This is a genomic window from Paenibacillus woosongensis, assembly GCF_030122845.1.
Lineage (GTDB): Bacteria > Bacillota > Bacilli > Paenibacillales > Paenibacillaceae > Fontibacillus > Fontibacillus woosongensis_A.
The window spans coordinates 2,981,776-3,000,380 of the sequence record NZ_CP126084.1 but is presented as its reverse complement, the minus strand read 5'-3'; the positions used below and the strand labels follow the sequence as shown (position 1 = coordinate 3,000,380).

Here is an 18,605-nt window from a genome sequence, read left to right as displayed (position 1 = left end):
TCTGGAGCTGAGGAGGGGCAGGTTTGGAAGAAATTCATCGTATTGTGGAAACGATTCAGCAGACCGGTTTAAGAGGCGTACTTGCGACGATTATTCATGTGGAAGGAAGCGCGTATCGCAAAGAAGGAGCCTCCATGCTGTTTCTAGAAGATGGTTCGCAAATCGGGGTGCTCAGCGCAGGCTGCCTGGAAGCTGCCCTGGCGCACAGCGTGCCGGATATTCTGGCCTCAGGGACTTCGTGCAGCTTCGTGTTCGATATGCAATCCTCGGACCCGCTGTCTTGGGGGGAAGAAACGGGCTGCGGTGGTGTTATTCATGTCACTTTGGAAGCGGTCAATGATATGCTGGCAGCACATTTAGGCACTTTAAAAAAATATTTGGAGGTTCGCTCCGAAGTCAAGCTCGTGAAAAGGTTTGACGCGAATGGCTCGGTGATCGATTATGGATTCCTGACCAGAGATCGGCATCTGTTTGGGGAGTGGAGGGGAGAATTCCCGCCATCGCTGCTGGAATGGACGCCGCCGGGGGAATCGCCGAGAAGCGGGATGAAGTTCGTGGCAGCTCTGCAATCGGATGTTTTTGTCCATACCTATTATCCCAAACCGCGGCTGATTCTGTTTGGTGCCGGACCAGATGCCAGACCGCTTGCCGCAATTGCCGCAAATACCGGGTTTTCCGTCATCGTTTCCGACTGGAGGTCCGATTATTGCGAGCGGCGTTATTTTCCTGATGCCGAATCCATTTTAATTGGTTTTCCTGAGGAAACGGTACCGCTGATTCATTTTACATCCGACGATTACGCTGTCGTGATGACGCATCATTTCAGGAGGGATCAGCAGCTGGTTCGTTTGCTTTCTGAGCAGCAGTTGGGTTACCTCGGCATCCTGGGATCGAAAACCAGAACAGAGCGCTTGCTACGAGACGGGCCGCTTCAGATGAAGGTCCATTCTCCCGTAGGACTTAAGATCGGTGCAGAGGGACCGGAGGAAATCGCAGTGAGCATTCTCGCAGAGATTATCTCCACGTACAGAACAAACAGAAAGCTTAAAAGTGGAACCGTATGAGGGGGAATCCAATCGTCGGCATCTATTTGGCGGCTGGCCAAAGTACCCGAATGGGCTCGGATAAACTTCAGCTTCCGGTCGGTTCGATGCGTTTGGGGAATTTTGCGCTGGCCGCGGCTCTGAGCTCTAAACTGGATTATGTTGTGGTCATACGAAACGACGCCGCGGGGGATTGGATGGATGATGCATTTTACCGGGATCCGATCAAACAGAAATGGTCCGTTATTTACTGCCCTGAAGCATGTTTAGGGCAATCGTATTCTCTTCGTTGCGGCGTAAAGGCTGCGCTTGCGATGGAAGCGGCCGCCGCGATGATATTGCTTGCCGATCAACCTTTAATTACAGATAAGATGATTAATGAACTGCTTACATATTTTCAAACACAGCAACAAGCCAACAGCAGCATTGGTTTCACGGCCGCGAGTTATGAGGGACTGCCTAGACCACCTGTTATTTTTGCTCAGCAAATGTTCCCGGAGCTACTGAAGGTGCAAGGAGACCGGGGAGCCGGCCATCTTATCCGTAAGGAAGGGACGGGAATTTGCCTCGATTTCCCCATCCCAGATCTGTTCATGGATGTAGATGACGCTGAAGATTATCGGGCTTTGCTGGATAAAGTCGCTGCTAGACGGAAATCCTGAACGACTTGTTGGGCGTTCGTATATAACGCGATCGGGTACTGATAGTTGTCCATATAGGCAGGCGTCTTTATTTGTGGGATCGCTTCATCGGTAACCAAGCTGCAAGCCGCCGGATCATCGAATGTGCCTCTCCAATCCGTAATTAGCCTCGCTAATGATTTCAAATGCGCGGCCCACGTCCGTTGGTCCTCCGCCGCAAATTTGCCGCTTTCGGACCAGTTCGTGAATATTCGGATCATGTCGGCAAGATTGGCAAACCCTGACCGGAGCTGCTCCATCTGCCGGTTTAATTTTTTTAAGGCGATGCGTTTTTTGCGGCCTAGCGGATTGAATCGCAAGCTTTGCTCGGCTTTGTTCAGCTCGGTTGTCGTTTGATGAAGCTCCTTGAATAAGGATTGCAATTCGGTTTGCAATGTATTGGCTTCGCTTGAAGGGGAGCCTGCATGAACCCAATGTGCAGCGTTCATGTAATGATGGGATAGATGGCCCGCGAATTGTCTCATCTTGGATTGCGCTTTGTTTACGGAATCAGGGGGGAAGATGAATATCTGGATGAGCAAGGCAACGATCGCGCCGATCACCGTATCGCGGATTCGATCCAGGGGATAGCTGGGTATTTTGTTTTGAAAGTACAGCACGAATAAAATGCTGAGCGCAACTTGGATTAAGAGGGCATGTTCCAATTTCAGCCCTGTTACGATCAAGGCGCCAACCAGAAGAAGCAGTCCGATGCTCCAAGCGTTCAAACTAACATATGGCGCTATAGCTGCAGTAAAAAGAACGCCAGCGACGGTGCCGATGACCCGCTGCCATGCAAATTGCACGGACTTGTCCACGGTTAATTGAATCGACAAAATGACCGTCAGAGGAGCTAAATAAGGATGCTTAGATCCAGCCCATTCCGCGAGCGCCCAGGACAGTGCTGCAGCTAAAGGGGGTTTCCATACCATCCCTTTGTATTTGATAAAATGGATCCATTTAGATGTCATCTGGTTACTCTCCATATTTTGCTTATCCTTTCTTAAATCAGAACTATTTTTTCCCGTTTTCATTCGATTATGTGGAGGAATTGAAATTAAATGGTGCTCTGCGTTTGTGTACCAACAAGCAACGCCCCCGAGCTTCAAAGTAGCTCGAGGGCGTTCAATGATTAACTAGGGCTATTTTCTTATGAGTTCAAAATTGTCAAAAGCCGCCCAGTTATTAGCGTTCGCATCCGTCCAAATGCCGATTTCGATTTGGCCGTTGGTGACTGGGATGTTATCGATCGTATATTTCGTATAGTCCGGTATCGGGCTGCTTCCCATATTAGCAGCCATTTCAGCAGCACCGAAGTTTTTCGCAAATAGCCGCAGCACATTTTGCCCGCCGCCTGAGCGCACCCATACGCTAGCGGAATAGGTGCCGTTGGGCACCGTCAGCAGTTGAGATGTTAATTGCTTGTAATTAACAGAAGCCCAGTGGGTCAATTTGTAGCTGCCCTCCAATGGAAGGTCAGTATCGATTTTTTGTGCTGTTGATGATCCATCATGCCAGTCCGTCCATCCTGTGGAATCCCCTGATTCAAAGCCAGGATTGATCAAGAGATTAGGATTGTTTCTGACTAATTCAAAATTGTCAAAAGCCGCCCAATTATTGGCGTTCGCATCCGTCCAAATACCGATTTCAATTTGTCCGCTGGTGACTGGGATGTTGTCGATCGTATACTTTGTATAATTCGGTATGGGGCTGCTTCCCATATCCGCAGTTAGTTCGGCAGCGCCGAAATTTTTGGCAAATAGCCTTAAAGTATTCTGTCCGCCGCCTGAGCGCACCCATACACTAGCGGAATAGGAGCCGTTTGGTACGGTCAGCAGTTGAGACGTTAGTTGCTTGTAATTCGCGGAAGCCCAGTGGGTCAATTTATAGCTGCCCTCCATGGGAAGGTCCGTATCTACTTTTTGAGCCGTCGATGATCCATCATGCCAATCTGTCCATCCTGCCGCATTCCCTGATTCAAAACCTGGATTTGTCAGGAGGTTATTGGGATTAGGATTAGGGACAGGACCGGGAGCAGGAGGCTGTCCTCCGCCGGAAATTCTCTTCGCCTTTTGATCCTGATATAGGGACTGCGGCATCAAATCCGCTCCTGTGCCGATGCCTTCCACAAAATCCTGCGGCGCGGAGCGGTCGGAAGGAGAGACTGCATAACTCACGCCGCTTGCCGATCCACGTGTACCAATCACATAACCATGGCCATATTGCATGGATTTTACAATAGCCGACTGGCCGGATTGATAAGCCGTTCCGTTGGTATTCCAGAATACGGACTGCGTCGTTGTCCATCCATGCTCAACCGTTCCATATGGCCGATATACCGCCTCGAGATAGTCACCATTCATGGTCATGTTATCAAATAAATTGGCCATCGCCAGATGCATATGAAAATCCGAAGCCAGACGCGGATAGTTTGACGTGCTGTTATGAATGACGTTTCCGCTCGTCCACATGCTCGACAAAGTGAAGCTGTGTCTGGCGTTGGTAGCTGTCGCATTTTGGATCAGATTATCGCTGCCCCGGAGCAAGTACATGTATCCATTTCCGCCTTCGCCTTTATATTGAGGCTTTTGAAAATGCGTATTCTGGATGGTAAGGGAACGGGACTGCATGATGGTCACGCCGTAGGATAACAGATGATAATCGCCGCTATTGGAACTTGGTTTGTAGGAATTAACGTTGTCCAGCCAGCTGTTCTTGGCATTAACGAACGTGATTGCTTTAGAGTCATGCACATCATAGGCTCCTGTACCGGACTTATTGTAGTCCAGATCTCCCCAGCCTGATCCCGTATGCTGCCTCATGCCAATGGAGAAGTTTTCAATCCCTACCTCTGAAATGGCTTCGCCAACCTTATAGACGCGCGCGCCATCTCTGGTTTTGAGCGCATAGCGGATCGGAATGTCGACCGTAAGCGTGTTGGTGGATGCGTCGATCCCGGTAATTTTCCGGTAGAATGTGGGTCCCATTAATGATGAATTCCATTTGCCAGTCATGCCGTGCTCCGCAATCCACGCGTTGGTCGCATCGGAGCGCACAATAATAAATTCGTTGAGATTATACCCGCTGACGCTGTTGACGGGGATCTTTACGGTCTCCGGCTGTATATCGCTGCGGATGTAGGTAGCGGCATTGGTTGGTGTGAACCAGTCCGCATTATTGGACGGCGCCACGCGGATGACCGATTTGTTCCGCATGCTTGTGGAATCATTGAAAATAAATGTGGACGACTTACCCGCGCCGCGGAGTACGACATTGTTTTTATTAATGGTAAGCGCACTTGAGTTATTTCCTTGCGGTTTAACCCGGTATGTACCTGCCGGTAAATACACAATGCCTCCGCCGGCGTTACCGGCCGCATGGATGGCGTTCTGAATTGCATTCGTGGAATCGGTCGCACCACTCGGATCGGCCCCATATTGGGTTACAACGTTATAAGTGGAGCCAGGCGGATTGGTTGGGATGCTTTTCTCGCCTCTCCAATAGCCTGCATAGGAAAAATCATGAAGAAATCTGCCTTGCGAATCCTTATACCCCGGAGTCCAATTTGCCGGATATAATGCGCTTCTCCAGGGTGCAGCTGCATTAGCCGCGTCGGCGGTGAATCCAAAGGATGTCAGCATGGCCAACAGGCAAGTGTACGTCAAAAGTTTAAAAATCGCTTTTTTGTTTATCATCTCATCCTCCAAGTACATAAATGTTTTCAAGAACTTTGCCCTTGTGAAGCTTCACTTACAGCTTGTCATCACCCCCTTCAAAGGCAAGTGTTAGCGCTTGCGAATTTGGCGAAGATTTAACAACATAAAGGAAATAGAATCCAGATATTCGCATTATCCTAAAATATACCTAATTTATATAAAAATTCAACATCATTATTTATGAAATTGCGAAAAAATGCCAAAAAAGGTCGTATAAGGGGGAAAGGCGGCTGATCCTGTTAGAAATTAACGATCGGAAGAATTGATAGGGGTAATTGCAGAGATGCGAACGCGCTAGATGAATCGAATGAAGTGAATGGAGTAAGATGGATAACCAAAATATAACACTAAAAGGGAACTGAATTAACACTTAGTTAATAAACCTGTTTTTTATATCTTGTTTTAATGTATTTATATTACTTTGAATCCTCAAAAAGTAACTAGGAAACTACATAGGACTGTCAAACAATAAAGATAAAGGAGAGAAAAATGAGGATACTACTAGCAACATGGAACAAATCCAAAAAAAGTGGTTAAAGGAAACCGGCGATACCTGTGAGGCGAATGCTTTACTAAAAGCTCGAGCTGTACCTGCGATCGTGAGTCAATCATTATTGGAGAAGATTCGGGCCTTTTTATGGAGGCTTTGGATGGCTTCCCAGGTGTTAAAACCGCAAGATGGATGGCACGGATGATGTTAGAGCAGAGCAAATTTTAAACAAAATGAAAAATTGCAGCAATCGCAATGCCTATTTTCAAAGTGCACTTGCTGCTAGTTTTCCCAATGGTGAATTTATTACGGTGGAAGCTAAGCTGCACGGAAAGATAACACTTGAAAAAAGGGGAAGCAGGGATTCAGGTTTTTCTCAAATTTTGAGCTTTCGCATGGAAAAACTATTGCTGAAATAGAACCTAAAGAGTTCGAGCGAAATAATCATAGAAGAACAGCGATCTAGGTGAAAAGGTGAATTTTAATATGGAAAATAAAAAATAGGGTGATTGGAATCGCTCTATTGACCGGGGTAGCTGTTCTAGGGGATGCTATGCTAATATTCCAAATGAGCTCTACTTTACTAGTAACGGCTACCGATACGTTTGCTGCTAATGCAGCAGCACGTACAGACCGGATTAAAGCCGTGACATTATATACTATCTTCGTTGATGTAGGAGCAGCTCTAGGACCATTACTTTCGTATTGTATTATGAGTGTTTATGATGTTTCCACTGTTTATTTTGTTGCAGGAGGCTTCTTGCTTTTCATGTCTCTTGTTTGGTTCATATTTGCGAAATCTAATCCATATTATTATTCAAACGAATCCTTGAAACATAAGCAAAGTTACTAGACAGTTACCAAGGAGCATTATCTTTTACAAACTTGTTTGACAAAATAATTTACTGCACCCACCAAAGAGCTGTCTGCAAGGTCTTCAAACCTTGCAGACAGCTCTTTTCCATTTCCCCCAAATCCCCTTAAAAAAACACACAAAACTTCTTTTGTCAAGGAGTGGAAATTAAGGAATAAACCTTAAAAACGCCTCATTGTCTAGGTAGTGAATCAGGTATATGCTCAAAGATGAAATTGGAAGGATCAACCAAATCAAGAGAGGGGAATTGGTTTGAAGAAAACGATGAGAACGATTGCATTCATGCTGGTCTCAATCATGCTTACCGTATTGGTTGCGGCCTGTAACCAGGGCGGGGGCAAGGTCGACGTGGGGATTGTCCTGCCGACGAAGGATGAGCCCAGATGGGTGCAGGATGAGCAAAGATTCAAGGATGCTCTGAAAGGTACGGATTACTCGACGGAAATTCTGTTCAGTCAAGGATCGTCTGCGAAAGAGAAAGAAAATGTAGACTCCCTGATTGCCAAAGGCATTAAAGTGCTGATCATTTGCCCGCAAGACGGTGACGCAGCCGCTGCTGCGGTAGAAGCCGCCAAGAAGGCAGGAGTTAAAGTCATCTCCTATGACCGACTGATTACAAATACGGATGCGGTAGATTACTATGTCACGTTCGATAGCGTCGCTGTTGGCAAGGCGCAGGCTCAATATTTGGTTGATCACGCGGCCGGCAGCAGTCAACCGCTGTACCTCTACGCCGGCGCTGCATCGGACAACAATGCATTCCTGTTCTTCCAGGGGGCATGGGAAGTGCTGCAGCCTAAGGTGGCGGACGGTACGTTCAAAATCGCTAATTCCAGCGAAGCCGTTGCTCTCCAAAGCACAGCGGAGTTATCCCGCGACCAGATGAGTAAGATCATCGGCCAGGTCACGACGAACTGGGATCCGAACGAAGCCAAGAACAAAGCGCAAACCCATTTAACCGCGGCAGCCGCCGGAGATAAGGGAGATGTTGCTATTTTGGCTCCAAACGACGGTACAGCCCGTTCGATCGCAGACGTATTTGCTTCCGACAGCGCGATCACGAGCTTTGTGGTCACCGGTCAGGATGCGGAGAAAGCATCGATCCAGTACATTATCGACGGTAAGCAATCGATGACGGTGTTCAAGGATGTCCGTACGCTGGTCAAAGATGCAATGGGCATGGCTGTAACGCTTCTGGACGGCGGATCGCCGGCTACGACCGGATCTTATAACAACGGCAAAATCGAAGTGAACGCCAAGCAAACCGATGTCATCGTCGTGGACAAAGACAATGTGTTAGCTGAACTCATTGACTCGAAATATTATGAAAGCAAAGAATTTACGGGACTGTAATTCTTAATTAACGATAGCCAGGAAGGAATAGTGATAGAGCTGTCTATCACTATTCCTCATGCTGTTAGTCGTTGTGATTCTATCAGTTGTTGTGTAAGGAGTGCGGATGCGATGAGCGAATACTTGCTAGAGATGAACGGCATCTCCAAGGAGTTTACAGGCGTAAAAGCGCTGAGCAACGTGAATTTTAAGGTGCGCAAAGGTGAGATCCACTGCCTTATCGGAGAGAACGGTGCCGGTAAGTCAACGCTGATGAAGGTGCTTAGCGGGGTATATCCGCATGGTACATATTCGGGGGATATCGTCTTTGAAGGACAGGTCCAGAGCTATGCCAATATTAGCGACAGTGTGAGAGCCGGCATCGCGATCATTTATCAGGAGCTGGCGCTGTTCCCGGATCTGACGGTCTATGAAAATATTTTTGCCGGCAATGAAGTGGAGCGAAGAGGGGTCGTGGACTGGAACCGGACGATTGTACGTGCGAAGGAAATGCTCCGCAAGGTGAAGCTGAGCGTAAACCCGGAGACGCTGATCAAGGATTTAGGCGTAGGCAAGCAGCAGCTGGTGGAAATCGCAAAGGCGCTGAGCAAAGACGTGAAGCTGCTCATTCTGGATGAGCCGACGGCGGCGCTGAATGAGAATGACAGCGACAACCTGCTCAAGCTGCTGCGTGAATTGAAGGAGCAAGGGATCACCTGCATCATGATCTCCCACAAGCTGAAGGAGGTCATCGAGATCGCGGATCAGGTCACCGTGCTGCGTGATGGCCAGACAATTGTTACCCTGGATGCGTCCAAGGACGAAATTTCAGAGAACGTGATCATTAAGAGCATGGTCGGCCGGGAAATCGATGATATTTATCCGAAAAGAACAGATAAGCAATTTGGCAGCCGTATTCTCGAAGTACGCGGCTGGACCGCTTATGATGCGAATCTCGGCCGCGAAGTCGTGAAGGAGGTTGATCTTCATGTACGCAAAGGGGAGATCGTTGGCATCGCCGGTTTAATGGGCTCGGGGCGAACCGAGCTGGCGCAGAGTATTTTTGGCAACCCGAAAGCTTATAAGCTGCAAGGCGAGCTGTGGGTAAAAGGGGCTAAAACCGTGTTTCGCCATCCGAAGGATGCGATAAAAGCGGGCATAGCTTACGTGACAGAGGATCGCAAAGGAGACGGGTTGTTTCTGCTTCAGGACATCAAACAGAACATTTCCGCAGCGAATATGCATTCCATCTCAGACCGGGGCGTCATTAACAACAATGAGGAAGTGAAAATCGCCGGCAGCTATAAGCAGTCTCTCAACATTAAAGCCCCATCTGTCGAGCAGCTCGTCGGAAACTTAAGCGGCGGCAATCAGCAGAAGGTATCGCTGGGCAAATGGCTGTTCGTGCAGCCGAGCCTGCTGATCCTTGATGAACCGACGCGCGGTATCGACGTGGGCGCCAAGTTCGAGATTTATACGATCATGAACAAGCTGATCAGCCAGGGGCTTAGCATCCTCATGATCTCCTCCGAGCTGACGGAAATATTGGGCATGAGCGACCGGATTTATGTCATGGCCGAAGGAAGAATTAAGGGCGAGCTGCCCATTGAAGACGCGGATCAAGAAAAAATCATGAAGCTTGCCACGTAATAGGAGGAAGACCGGTGAAATTATTAGGCGAAGCAAGATCGTTGGTAAAGGCGAATATTCGGGACTATGGGATGTACATCGCTTTAATTATCATCATGCTGACGTTTTCGATTCTGACGAATGGACTGTTCATGTCATCCCGCAATATCAGTAATCTTATCGATGCCACTGGCTATATCGCCGTACTGGCGGTAGGGATGACGCTGGTTATCGTCATCAGGCATATTGATTTATCCGTGGGCTTTGCGGCAGGCTTTTTAGGGGCAATTGCCGCTATTTTGCTAACCCAGATGGGAATACCCTTCTATCTCACCATTCCTATCATTCTGGGGTTGGGTATTGTCGTAGGTTTGTTCAATGGCTTTCTCGTGGCGCAAATCGGCATTCCCTCGTTTGTGGCCTCTCTGGCGGGCATGCTCATCTTTCGGGGCGCGCTGCTGCGGGTCACGGAGAAGAGCGGGACGATCATCGTCAAGGATGAGCACTTCAATGCGATCGGCAACGGGTTCGTGCCTGCGATTGCTTATGTGAACGGATTGAATTTGTTCTCATTGATCTTAGGATTTCTCTTCATCGTTTTTTATATTTACAGTGAAATCTCCAAGCGCCGGAATAAACTCAAATACAATTTTGATGTCATTTCGGGACCGATGTTTACGATCAAGGTGGTGTTCATTTCTGCGATTATCGCTTATATCACCTGGATTCTGGCCGGTTACAACGGATTTTCGTGGACGGTCATCATCATGCTGCTGGTGGTCGCGGTCTATCATTTTTTAACGACGAAAACCGTGCTCGGACGTCATATTTACGCCGTCGGCAGCAATCCGGAAGCAGCCAATTTAAGCGGCATTAGCGTCAAAAAAATTACGTACATCGTTTTTGGTTCCATGGGGATGCTGTCCGCGTTATCGGGTATTTTGTTTACAGCCCGTCTCCAGTCGGCGACGACGACGGCTGGAACACTGTTCGAGCTCGATGCGATTGCGGCGGCTTACGTCGGCGGCGTATCGGCGGCCGGGGGGGTAGGGAAGGTCACGGGCTCGATCATCGGCGCGATCGTCATGGCTTCGCTATCCAGCGGCATGAACCTGCTTGGCGTCGGCATTTCCTATCAATATATGATTCGCGGAGCCGTGCTGGCGATTGCGGTCGTTTTCGATGTCATGACGCGTAAGAAGAGAGCTTGAGGCAATGTGGCGGCCTGATTCCTAAATAACGGTGGATAAAACGGGGATCGGGCCAAATTGAACATAGAGTGCATTATTTTTTTGTCTTTTTACTTACTTAATATTCATAAAATTCAAAAGTATAGGTGGAATGGACGATATATATGGAAGGAGGTGGTTTATTTGATTGCCTGATAGATTATATCTCTTTATTTATCATTGATGGGTAAATTTGTTGGTTCGATTTGATTTATGACGAAATTAGGGTGATGCGGGCGAATCTTTAGTCTTCATATTTATAAATGAAGGGAATGATCGTTGATGAAGCTGAAGAGATTTTATCCATTACCAAATGGACTTGCGAAACCGGTGTCGGTGGCTTTGGAAACAATGAATTGCAGCATTACTCCAAATAGAATGAATTCACACGGGAGGCCTGATTATGAATAGAAAAAAACTGTTATTACTGCTATTGAGCCTATCCTTGCTTTTTAACTTTTCTGCGATAATAACGCCGTCTGAGGCGGCTCCGGGAGATCCGGGACGGATTGAAGCCGTGGATTTCACGGACATGAGCGGCATCGAGTTGGAAGAGAGCTCCGAAGGCGGATTTCATATCGCTTATGTGGACGGCGGGGACTGGATAGATTACAGCGTTAATGTGGAGAACGCCGGTACCTATCTAGTCGAATTCAGCGTTTCCAGTCCCTATGATGGAACTCAGCTGCAGCTTCAGAAGGGGGGACAGGTGCTGGCCACGTTAACGGTCCCGAATACGGGCGGCTGGCAGAACTGGGAGACGGTGTCGGCAAGCGTTCAGCTGCCTGCGGGCAGCCAGACGTTGCGAGTGTATGCCGTAACCAACGGCTGGAACTTGAACTGGCTGAACTTCAGCTCCAGCACCGAACAAGGAGAGGTCAGCATCCCGGTGACCGGTCCATATGCCCAGTACTTGGAGATGGGACTTAGCCCAGCGGATTTGAACCATGTGACCACATTAAAAACGCAAAATACGATGGTGAATCACACCCTGAAATATAACGCCGGAACAACGGTGACACTGGGCGTAAACTACATGGTCGAACAGAAGCAGGTGCTGTTCAAAACAACCGATCAGAACGGCAATCCGCTGCAAGGAAATCCGCTTACCTTTACGGTGCATTCCGGCACTGCCGTACAGGTGGATATTATCGACAAGGCGGTCGCCGCAACGCCGGTGTTTACACCTAGCGGCGGGAACTACGCTTCGGCTCAGAACGTAACGATTACAACGGCAACCTCTGGAGCGACGATCAAGTATACGACAGACGGCTCCACGCCTACCTCAGCTTCACCGACGTATACCGGACCAATTTCCGTGACAGCCACGACGACGATCAAAGCGATCGCCACCAAAGCTGACTTAGCGGATTCTGCGGTGGCTTCCGCGACATATACGATAGGCTCCGGTTCTGGTGCAAGCAATTTGGCGCTGCATAAGCCAGCGCTGGCATCCAGCAGTATCGCCGGGAATGTGGCGGACGCTGCATTTGACGGGAACAGCGGGACCCGCTGGGAGTCGGAATTCAGCGATCCCCAGTGGATTTACGTAGATCTCGGCACGAATCATACGGTGACCGGGGTCAGGCTGCATTGGGAGACAGCAAGCGCCAGGGCGTATAAAATCCAGGTTTCCACGAACGCCTCTGACTGGACGGATGTGTACACCCAAGCCTATGGGACGGGAAATACCGAAGACATTACCTTTGATCCTGTAACGGCCAGATATGTACGGATGCATGGGACGGAGCGGACTACCGATTACGGCTATTCGCTGTGGGAATTCGAAGTATTTGGCCAAACGACGCCTTTGCCGCCAAAAGCATCTGCCCCTGTGTTCACTCCAGTTCCAGGCACTTACACATCAGCGCAAAGCGTAACGCTGACAAGCGCCACGGCAGGAGCAACGATTAAATATACGACGGACGGCTCCACGCCGACCCAGGCTTCCGCAACCTATACCGGACCGATTCAGGTTCCGGTCACGACGACGATCAAAGCGATCGCTGTCAAGCCTGATATGACCGACTCGGAGGTCGCAACGGGTACCTATACCATTACGGCGTTCAAAGTGGTATCCCCGGTGAATGGCCAAATGGTGACAACGACCCGCACGCCGACTTTGACCTGGGAGCCCAAGGCCGGAGCCGTTAAATACGAAGTCTGGGTGAACCTGACCAGAAACGACTATGACTGGAATGCTCCAGGGAATTTGCTTGACCGCTTTACGAAGGTAGCCGAAGTGACGGGTACCCAGGTGAATGCGCCATCTCTGGTAGACCGCTGGACATATAAATGGTACGTCGTTGCCGTGGATGGAAGCGGCAATAAGAGCCAGTCCGACATAGGGCAGTTCAGCGTGTATCTACCTTATATTGAGCAAGTGGATGACGGCGTAAATATGATTAACGGCAGCCGGGATCTGAACAAAAACGGCACCATCGAGCCTTACGAGGATTGGCGCAACCCGATCTCCGTACGCTTGGACGATTTAATGTCGCGGATGACGACGGAGGAGAAAATCAATCAGCTGTTCTTCTCGCCGGAATCGCTTGATGGATTGAATGAGAAGGCAGGATATGTGTTCTCTTACGGCACGACCCATTTTATGACGGACGCGCAAATCAAAGTCTCGCGTACGCAGCGGCTGGGGATTCCAATTGCTTTTACCGGAGATAAAATCCATGGCTGGAAGACGGTCTTCCCTACCGGGCTTGGCCTTGCAGCTACCCGCAATCTCGACCTCGCCTGGCAAGCCGGCGACCTGCAGCGCCGCGAGCAAAAGGCTTGGGGCTTCACGGGAACGCTGTCTCCGGTAGCCGAAGTGAACACGAAGGTGCTCTATCCTCGCGTTCAGGAAGGAACGGGGGAGAATGCCGACTATTCTGCAGCGATGATGCGCGCAATGATCGCCGGCATGCAGGGCGGACCGGAGGTGAATCCGAAATCGATTATGATTACCGTCAAGCACTGGCCAAGTCAAGGCGCGGGCGGGGAGCAGACGGTAGTCTATGACAGCACAACGGTCAAATGGCATATGAAGCCATGGTACGCCGCGATGGATGCCAACCCGGGAACAGTCATGCCGGGCTATGGCTCAGCACCATTCCTTGACCCGAACAGCGAAGGGGCAGGCGTTAGCAAGCCGACCCTGGACTATTTGCGGAATGTCATCGGCTTCAAAGGGGTAGTTATGACGGATTGGCTGGCCTCAGCCACCGACATTTCCGTACGAAGCATCCGCGCAGGCAGTGACGTCATGGGCGGAGCCGTAGCTTCGGGTACGGATTTCGATACGCTAGTCAATGCAGTAGGCATGCCGCGAATCGATGAGGCAGTGCGCAGAGTGCTGGAGCTGAAATTCAAGTTGGGTCTGTTCGAGAATCCATATGGCGATCCGGACTACCCGACGACGATCTGGCACAGCGCCGAGAGCAACAACATTGTCAATGAAGCAGCTCGTCAATCGCTGACCCTGCTCAAGAACAACGGTGTTCTTCCGTTGAAGGTGAATAACGGAGATACCCTTGTCGTAGCAGGACCGCGGGCAACAAGCGATGATATGGCGACGGATAACATCGCCAACGTGATCTGGCAGTCGATCTATCATGATAACCCTCAGGCCAAATCTTACTACCAGGGAATCAAAGACCGGGCGGGGACGGGCGTCAATGTCGTGCTGAATGATGCGGCGCAGGCCAAAGCAGCCATCGTTGTGATCGGGGAAAAAAGCTATACCCATGGCACGGAATGGCCGGATAAACAGCCAACCATCCCTGCGGATCAAATCGCCCAGATCGACAAATTCCACAGCCGCGGCATTCCGGTCATCGCTGTCGTTGTCATGCCAAGACCTTATGTCCTGACAGACATTCTCGACAAATGCGCAGCTGTTGTCGTTGTATATCGCCCGGGGAACGGCGGAGGCACGGCGACCTCGGAGCTGCTGTTCGGCGACTATTTGCCAACAGGAAAGCTCCCGTTCCAGCTTCCGCGCTCTGTCGACCAGATCGGAACGGATCACGTGAATAACCAGCTGGAGAAATGGGATCTGCCTTACGACCTCGGGGCAACCGAAGCCGAACGCGCTCAAATTCGCAGCTACATTAACAATAACCAGCCGGTGCCAACCGACTTTGGTGATCCGCTGTTCCCTTACGGCTACGGCTTGCAGAACTTTAATCCTTCACCCTAGGTGGAGAGGGGATAGGCCGGCTATGGGAAATAAGGCACCATAGATTGAGGTAAAACATCATTCATGAGGATAGAACGCAACAGGTGGAGGTAAAGCTCCATAAGTAAAGCTATAGCGTAGAGATCAATGTAATCCTATTCATTGATGGAGCAAGACTTCACCAGCGGGCGAAGACGCCGAGATTTTAATCTCGGTGTCTTCTTTTTGGCGGGTTGATGATACAATATGGACGACATGACGTATTTTGGAAAAAAGGAGATTACCTGAATTGAGAGTGCAAACGGGGCAATCATTGCGTATTTTTAAGGTGGGGCTCGTCATTGTTCTGCTTATGATCATTTCTGGATTGCTCGGCTCAAACGACAGAAGAGACCAGGATGTCCTCAATCCGTACTTGGCGCAGGACAAAAACGCCTTCTCGTTGCTGATCCTGGCTGAGGAGAGCGACTATATGAACCAAACCAACATACTCAACGAGATGATAGGAGCGTATCCGGGCTATTTTAGCCAAGCAGGTGTATTGACTACAGACTCGGGCGAGGGGAAGAAAATTCGCGATGAATTGGACGTCCGCCAAGTTCCGGCCTATCTTTTGCTGGATCATGTCCAGGTTATCCTTGTTGATCATGATCTTGCGGCATTTCGAAGCGATTCCGCGCAAATGATTGAGGAGAGGCGGCTTTCCCGCTAACCGTAGCAGGACACGATCGGCTTAGTCTGAGACTAGGAGGTCGTGTTTTTTTTCGGGCTAGTTCTTTGTGTGGCGATTGCTGAGGCGTTGTGGTTGACCACTCACGGCGCGCTGGGAGCTTCCCGCGGTGCGAAAAATGCCGCCATGTCATCGATGGCGAGTTTCGGCTGCTTACGGACCGTAGTTCCGCTATTTCCGGAAAAAGCCACAACAAGCAATGCTAACGGACCGTACTTCCGCTATTCCATCAGATGGGGCTAGAAACAGGTGCCTTTTGAGCAAATAAGTTCATCTGTGTCCGATAGCTCGTGAAAGAAGGAGAAATGGTGCAAATAGCGCATCTGGTGTCCGTTCACGTAAGCAGACCGACGATCATTCACTCATCGATCCCCAACTATTCCCATAAAGAGACTATTTGCAGCTACAACTGCGGTGGTCTCTTTTTCTATGTCTAAGAGAGCAGATAGAGCATCGGGCGGAGGTTATCCAAAATACAATCTTTTAAGGGAAAATATTCAAATAAATAGAGATTTTTTCCGATAACAATAGAAAGTCTCAAAATTTTCAAATTCGGAAGGAGCGAAGATTGGTGAAGCATTTGGATGAAACGATGATCGCCATGCTGCAGAGGCAGCAAGCCCAGCAGACGCAGGAGAATGCGGCGGCCGGGAAGATGTGGCAGGATTTTGCCGAGGTGAAGCTGGATCAGCCGTTTGTGCAGGTAGGGCGGGAGACGCTGTCTTTTCAGCGGTACGCTTTGTTCGAGGATCAGTTGTCTTTGGTGATGCCCAGCATGTTCAAGCCGATGACCCCGCAAATGGCAGCATTGAAGTACCCGTCGGAGCGCAGGCCCCAGCTGATCTACACCAACGCGCTTAGCACAATTAATGTCGCCTTCAACCATACTGCGACTCCGGTGCGAGACAAGGAGATTGGGGAATTCACGCAAGGCATCACGCAGATTCTCCGCCGAACGCAAAAAATACTCAAATGGTACGGAGACGGCGTCGTTCAGTCGCCTGAAGCAGCCGTCGGTTATTGCGAGTTCGTCACGCCGGTGATGAATGGAAGCATTTATAACTTCATGTTTTTCCTTTCGCTCGAGGGGCGGGCGCTCATGTGCACCTTCAATTGTCTGGATCAAGAGATGAACGATTGGAGGCCGGTAGCTAAGAGCATCATGGCATCGCTGCGTATGACGGACAAAGATGCACCTTCTGACCTTCGGGAATCGGGACAGGGAGGTGCGGAAGAATGACAGAGGCCGCTCTTACTTACGACAGTCTGGTCGTCAGCCCGTTTGAGCTGGTGAATTTGCTAGAGTTGACGATTGCGAAGAAAGTGAATGATCACGCTTGTTTGAAATTTACAGGCATCGTGTCTGAGGAGGTAAAGGACAGCTATGTGCTCATGTGCGATGCCAGAACCACTGTAAAGATCAGCCAGCGCAACGAGCAGGGAACACTGTCCCCGCTGTTCTGCGGTATCGTGCGGAACATCGCCGTAAAGGCCGTCCGGGGCGTATACCATTTGGAAGTCGAAGCGGTGTCGCATACCTTTGAGCTGGATGTGAAAAAAAGAAGCCGTTCCTTCCAGAACAAAAATATGACGTATCCCGACCTGCTGAATGTGGTCAAAGCGCCTTACACGGGCATTGACATTATCGACGAGGCGACCGGAGGCGGGGCAATCGGGAGGTTCACGATGCAGTACCTGGAGACGGATTGGCAGTTCCTGACCCGGCTGGCCTCGCGGCTGCGCACCGTGCTGATTCCTTCGGTTGTCTTTGACGAGCCTAAATTTTTCTTCGGCTTGCCGGATGGCAGCATCAAGGGAGCAATTAAGGAGAGCCACTATCAAATCACGAAGCGGATGGACCCGTATCGCCATACGACGCAGAACACGAGTGCTAAGGTCCAGGAAAACGACTATATCTATTACGAAGTAGAGTCGGAGCGGGTGTTCCAGCTCGGGGACACGGTACAGTTCAAAGGGTCCTTGCTATATGTTATTGAGGCATTTACTGAAATGAAGCAAGGTCAGCTGATCCACCGCTATACTTTAAGCTCCCGGGAGGGTCTGCGGCCGAATCCTTACTATAATGATCAAATTATCGGCGTCTCGATTCAGGGTCAAGTCATTGCCGTACAGAAGGACACGGTCAAAGTTCACCTCGCCATCGACGATGCCCAGCAGGCCAGCGATGCGCATTGCTTTCCGTATGCCTCGGTATATACGGCCGAAGGGAACAGCGGCTGGTATTGTATGCCTGAGGTCGGCGACCATGTGCGCGTCTATTTTCCCGGAAACCGGGAGGAGGAGGGCGTGGCCAGCAGCTCGGTGCGGCAAAATTCCAACGAAGGCGAGACGAACAAGCTGGGCAACCCGGATCATAAATATTTCCGGACAGCCGCTGGCAAGGAGCTGATGATGACGCCGGAGGAAGTGGTCATCACAGGAAAAGACGGCGAGATATTTATCCGTCTTAGCGAGAGCGGCGGCATCGAAATATCCAGCAGCAAGGAAATCAAGCTGGTTGCGAAGGAGGACATTCTGATGAATGCCGAGCAGAATATTACGATTTCGGCCAAGGAGAAAATTACGCTGACGAGCAACGAGACGAGCACCATCGAAATGGACGGCCGCACGGTGATCTCGGGACTGGAGCTGAAGACGAACTAATCCTGGTTTTCCGGTTCAGGAAGGACAAGAAAGGAGCGATCAAG

At 49.9% G+C, this 18,605-nt stretch carries 12 protein-coding genes and 1 pseudogene; 11 read left to right on the top strand and 2 right to left on the bottom strand.

All coding sequences use genetic code 11. The features are described from left to right. The first annotated feature begins 23 nt into the window (after positions 1 to 23). Positions 24 to 1,064, top strand: coding sequence for an XdhC family protein (locus QNH46_RS13690; RefSeq protein ID WP_283924814.1), 1,041 nt, complete (start codon positions 24 to 26; stop codon positions 1,062 to 1,064). Continuing rightward, on the top strand, positions 1,061 to 1,705 hold the full coding sequence (locus QNH46_RS13685) for a nucleotidyltransferase family protein (RefSeq protein ID WP_283924813.1): 645 nt from the start codon (positions 1,061 to 1,063) through the stop codon (positions 1,703 to 1,705). The genes QNH46_RS13690 and QNH46_RS13685 overlap by 4 nt, the downstream gene beginning before the upstream one ends. Here the strand turns inward: QNH46_RS13685 and QNH46_RS13680 are convergent. Further along, a complete protein-coding gene (locus QNH46_RS13680; protein ID WP_283924812.1) occupies positions 1,660 to 2,694 on the bottom strand; it encodes an FUSC family protein in 1,035 nt (344 codons plus the stop codon). The genes QNH46_RS13685 and QNH46_RS13680 overlap by 46 nt on opposite strands. Before the next feature lie 171 nt (positions 2,695 to 2,865). Then, positions 2,866 to 5,388, bottom strand: a complete 2,523-nt coding sequence (locus QNH46_RS13675) for a glycosyl hydrolase family 28-related protein (RefSeq protein ID WP_283924811.1) — start codon at positions 5,386 to 5,388, stop codon at positions 2,866 to 2,868. Positions 5,389 to 6,076: 688 nt separating this feature from the next. Here QNH46_RS13675 and QNH46_RS13670 point away from each other — a divergent pair. From QNH46_RS13670 to QNH46_RS13630, 9 genes and pseudogenes are all read left to right on the top strand, one after another. Further along, a pseudogene (locus QNH46_RS13670) lies at positions 6,077 to 6,348 on the top strand (non-canonical purine NTP pyrophosphatase). 149 nt (positions 6,349 to 6,497) lie between these two features. Beyond that, positions 6,498 to 6,782: an MFS transporter gene (locus tag QNH46_RS13665; protein ID WP_283924809.1), complete on the top strand. Its 285-nt coding sequence runs from the start codon at positions 6,498 to 6,500 to the stop codon at positions 6,780 to 6,782. Positions 6,783 to 7,085: 303 nt separating this feature from the next. Next, a complete protein-coding gene (locus tag QNH46_RS13660) occupies positions 7,086 to 8,156 on the top strand; it encodes a sugar ABC transporter substrate-binding protein (protein WP_430691936.1) in 1,071 nt (356 codons plus the stop codon). 111 nt (positions 8,157 to 8,267) lie between these two features. After that, positions 8,268 to 9,785 carry an ATP-binding cassette domain-containing protein gene (locus QNH46_RS13655; RefSeq protein WP_283924807.1) on the top strand — a complete coding sequence of 506 codons (1,518 nt, stop codon included), beginning with the start codon at positions 8,268 to 8,270 and terminating at the stop codon, positions 9,783 to 9,785. Positions 9,786 to 9,856: 71 nt separating this feature from the next. Further along, positions 9,857 to 10,975 carry a sugar ABC transporter permease gene (locus QNH46_RS13650; RefSeq protein ID WP_430691935.1) on the top strand — a complete coding sequence of 373 codons (1,119 nt, stop codon included), beginning with the start codon at positions 9,857 to 9,859 and terminating at the stop codon, positions 10,973 to 10,975. Positions 10,976 to 11,396: 421 nt separating this feature from the next. After that, positions 11,397 to 15,188 (top strand): chitobiase/beta-hexosaminidase C-terminal domain-containing protein, encoded by a 3,792-nt coding sequence (locus tag QNH46_RS13645; protein ID WP_283924805.1) that lies wholly within the window; start codon positions 11,397 to 11,399, stop codon positions 15,186 to 15,188. 268 nt (positions 15,189 to 15,456) lie between these two features. Continuing rightward, positions 15,457 to 15,879: a hypothetical protein gene (locus QNH46_RS13640; RefSeq protein ID WP_283924804.1), complete on the top strand. Its 423-nt coding sequence runs from the start codon at positions 15,457 to 15,459 to the stop codon at positions 15,877 to 15,879. Between the two features lie 589 nt (positions 15,880 to 16,468). Next, positions 16,469 to 17,137, top strand: coding sequence for a hypothetical protein (locus tag QNH46_RS13635; RefSeq protein WP_283924803.1), 669 nt, complete (start codon positions 16,469 to 16,471; stop codon positions 17,135 to 17,137). Continuing rightward, positions 17,134 to 18,561 carry a contractile injection system protein, VgrG/Pvc8 family gene (locus QNH46_RS13630; RefSeq protein WP_283924802.1) on the top strand — a complete coding sequence of 476 codons (1,428 nt, stop codon included), beginning with the start codon at positions 17,134 to 17,136 and terminating at the stop codon, positions 18,559 to 18,561. The genes QNH46_RS13635 and QNH46_RS13630 overlap by 4 nt, the downstream gene beginning before the upstream one ends. The last annotated feature ends 44 nt before the right edge of the window (positions 18,562 to 18,605 follow it).

Coding starts and splice junctions, on each gene's coding strand:
- QNH46_RS13650 (WP_430691935.1), top strand. CDS start 9,857: ATGTACATCGCTTTAATTATCATCATGCTGACGTTTTCGATTCTGACG.
- QNH46_RS13655 (WP_283924807.1), top strand. CDS start 8,268: ATGAGCGAATACTTGCTAGAGATGAACGGCATCTCCAAGGAGTTTACA.
- QNH46_RS13685 (WP_283924813.1), top strand. CDS start 1,061: ATGAGGGGGAATCCAATCGTCGGCATCTATTTGGCGGCTGGCCAAAGT.
- QNH46_RS13660 (WP_430691936.1), top strand. CDS start 7,086: ATGCTGGTCTCAATCATGCTTACCGTATTGGTTGCGGCCTGTAACCAG.
- QNH46_RS13680 (WP_283924812.1), bottom strand. CDS start 2,694: ATGACATCTAAATGGATCCATTTTATCAAATACAAAGGGATGGTATGG.
- QNH46_RS13645 (WP_283924805.1), top strand. CDS start 11,397: ATGAATAGAAAAAAACTGTTATTACTGCTATTGAGCCTATCCTTGCTT.
- QNH46_RS13630 (WP_283924802.1), top strand. CDS start 17,134: ATGACAGAGGCCGCTCTTACTTACGACAGTCTGGTCGTCAGCCCGTTT.
- QNH46_RS13665 (WP_283924809.1), top strand. CDS start 6,498: ATGAGCTCTACTTTACTAGTAACGGCTACCGATACGTTTGCTGCTAAT.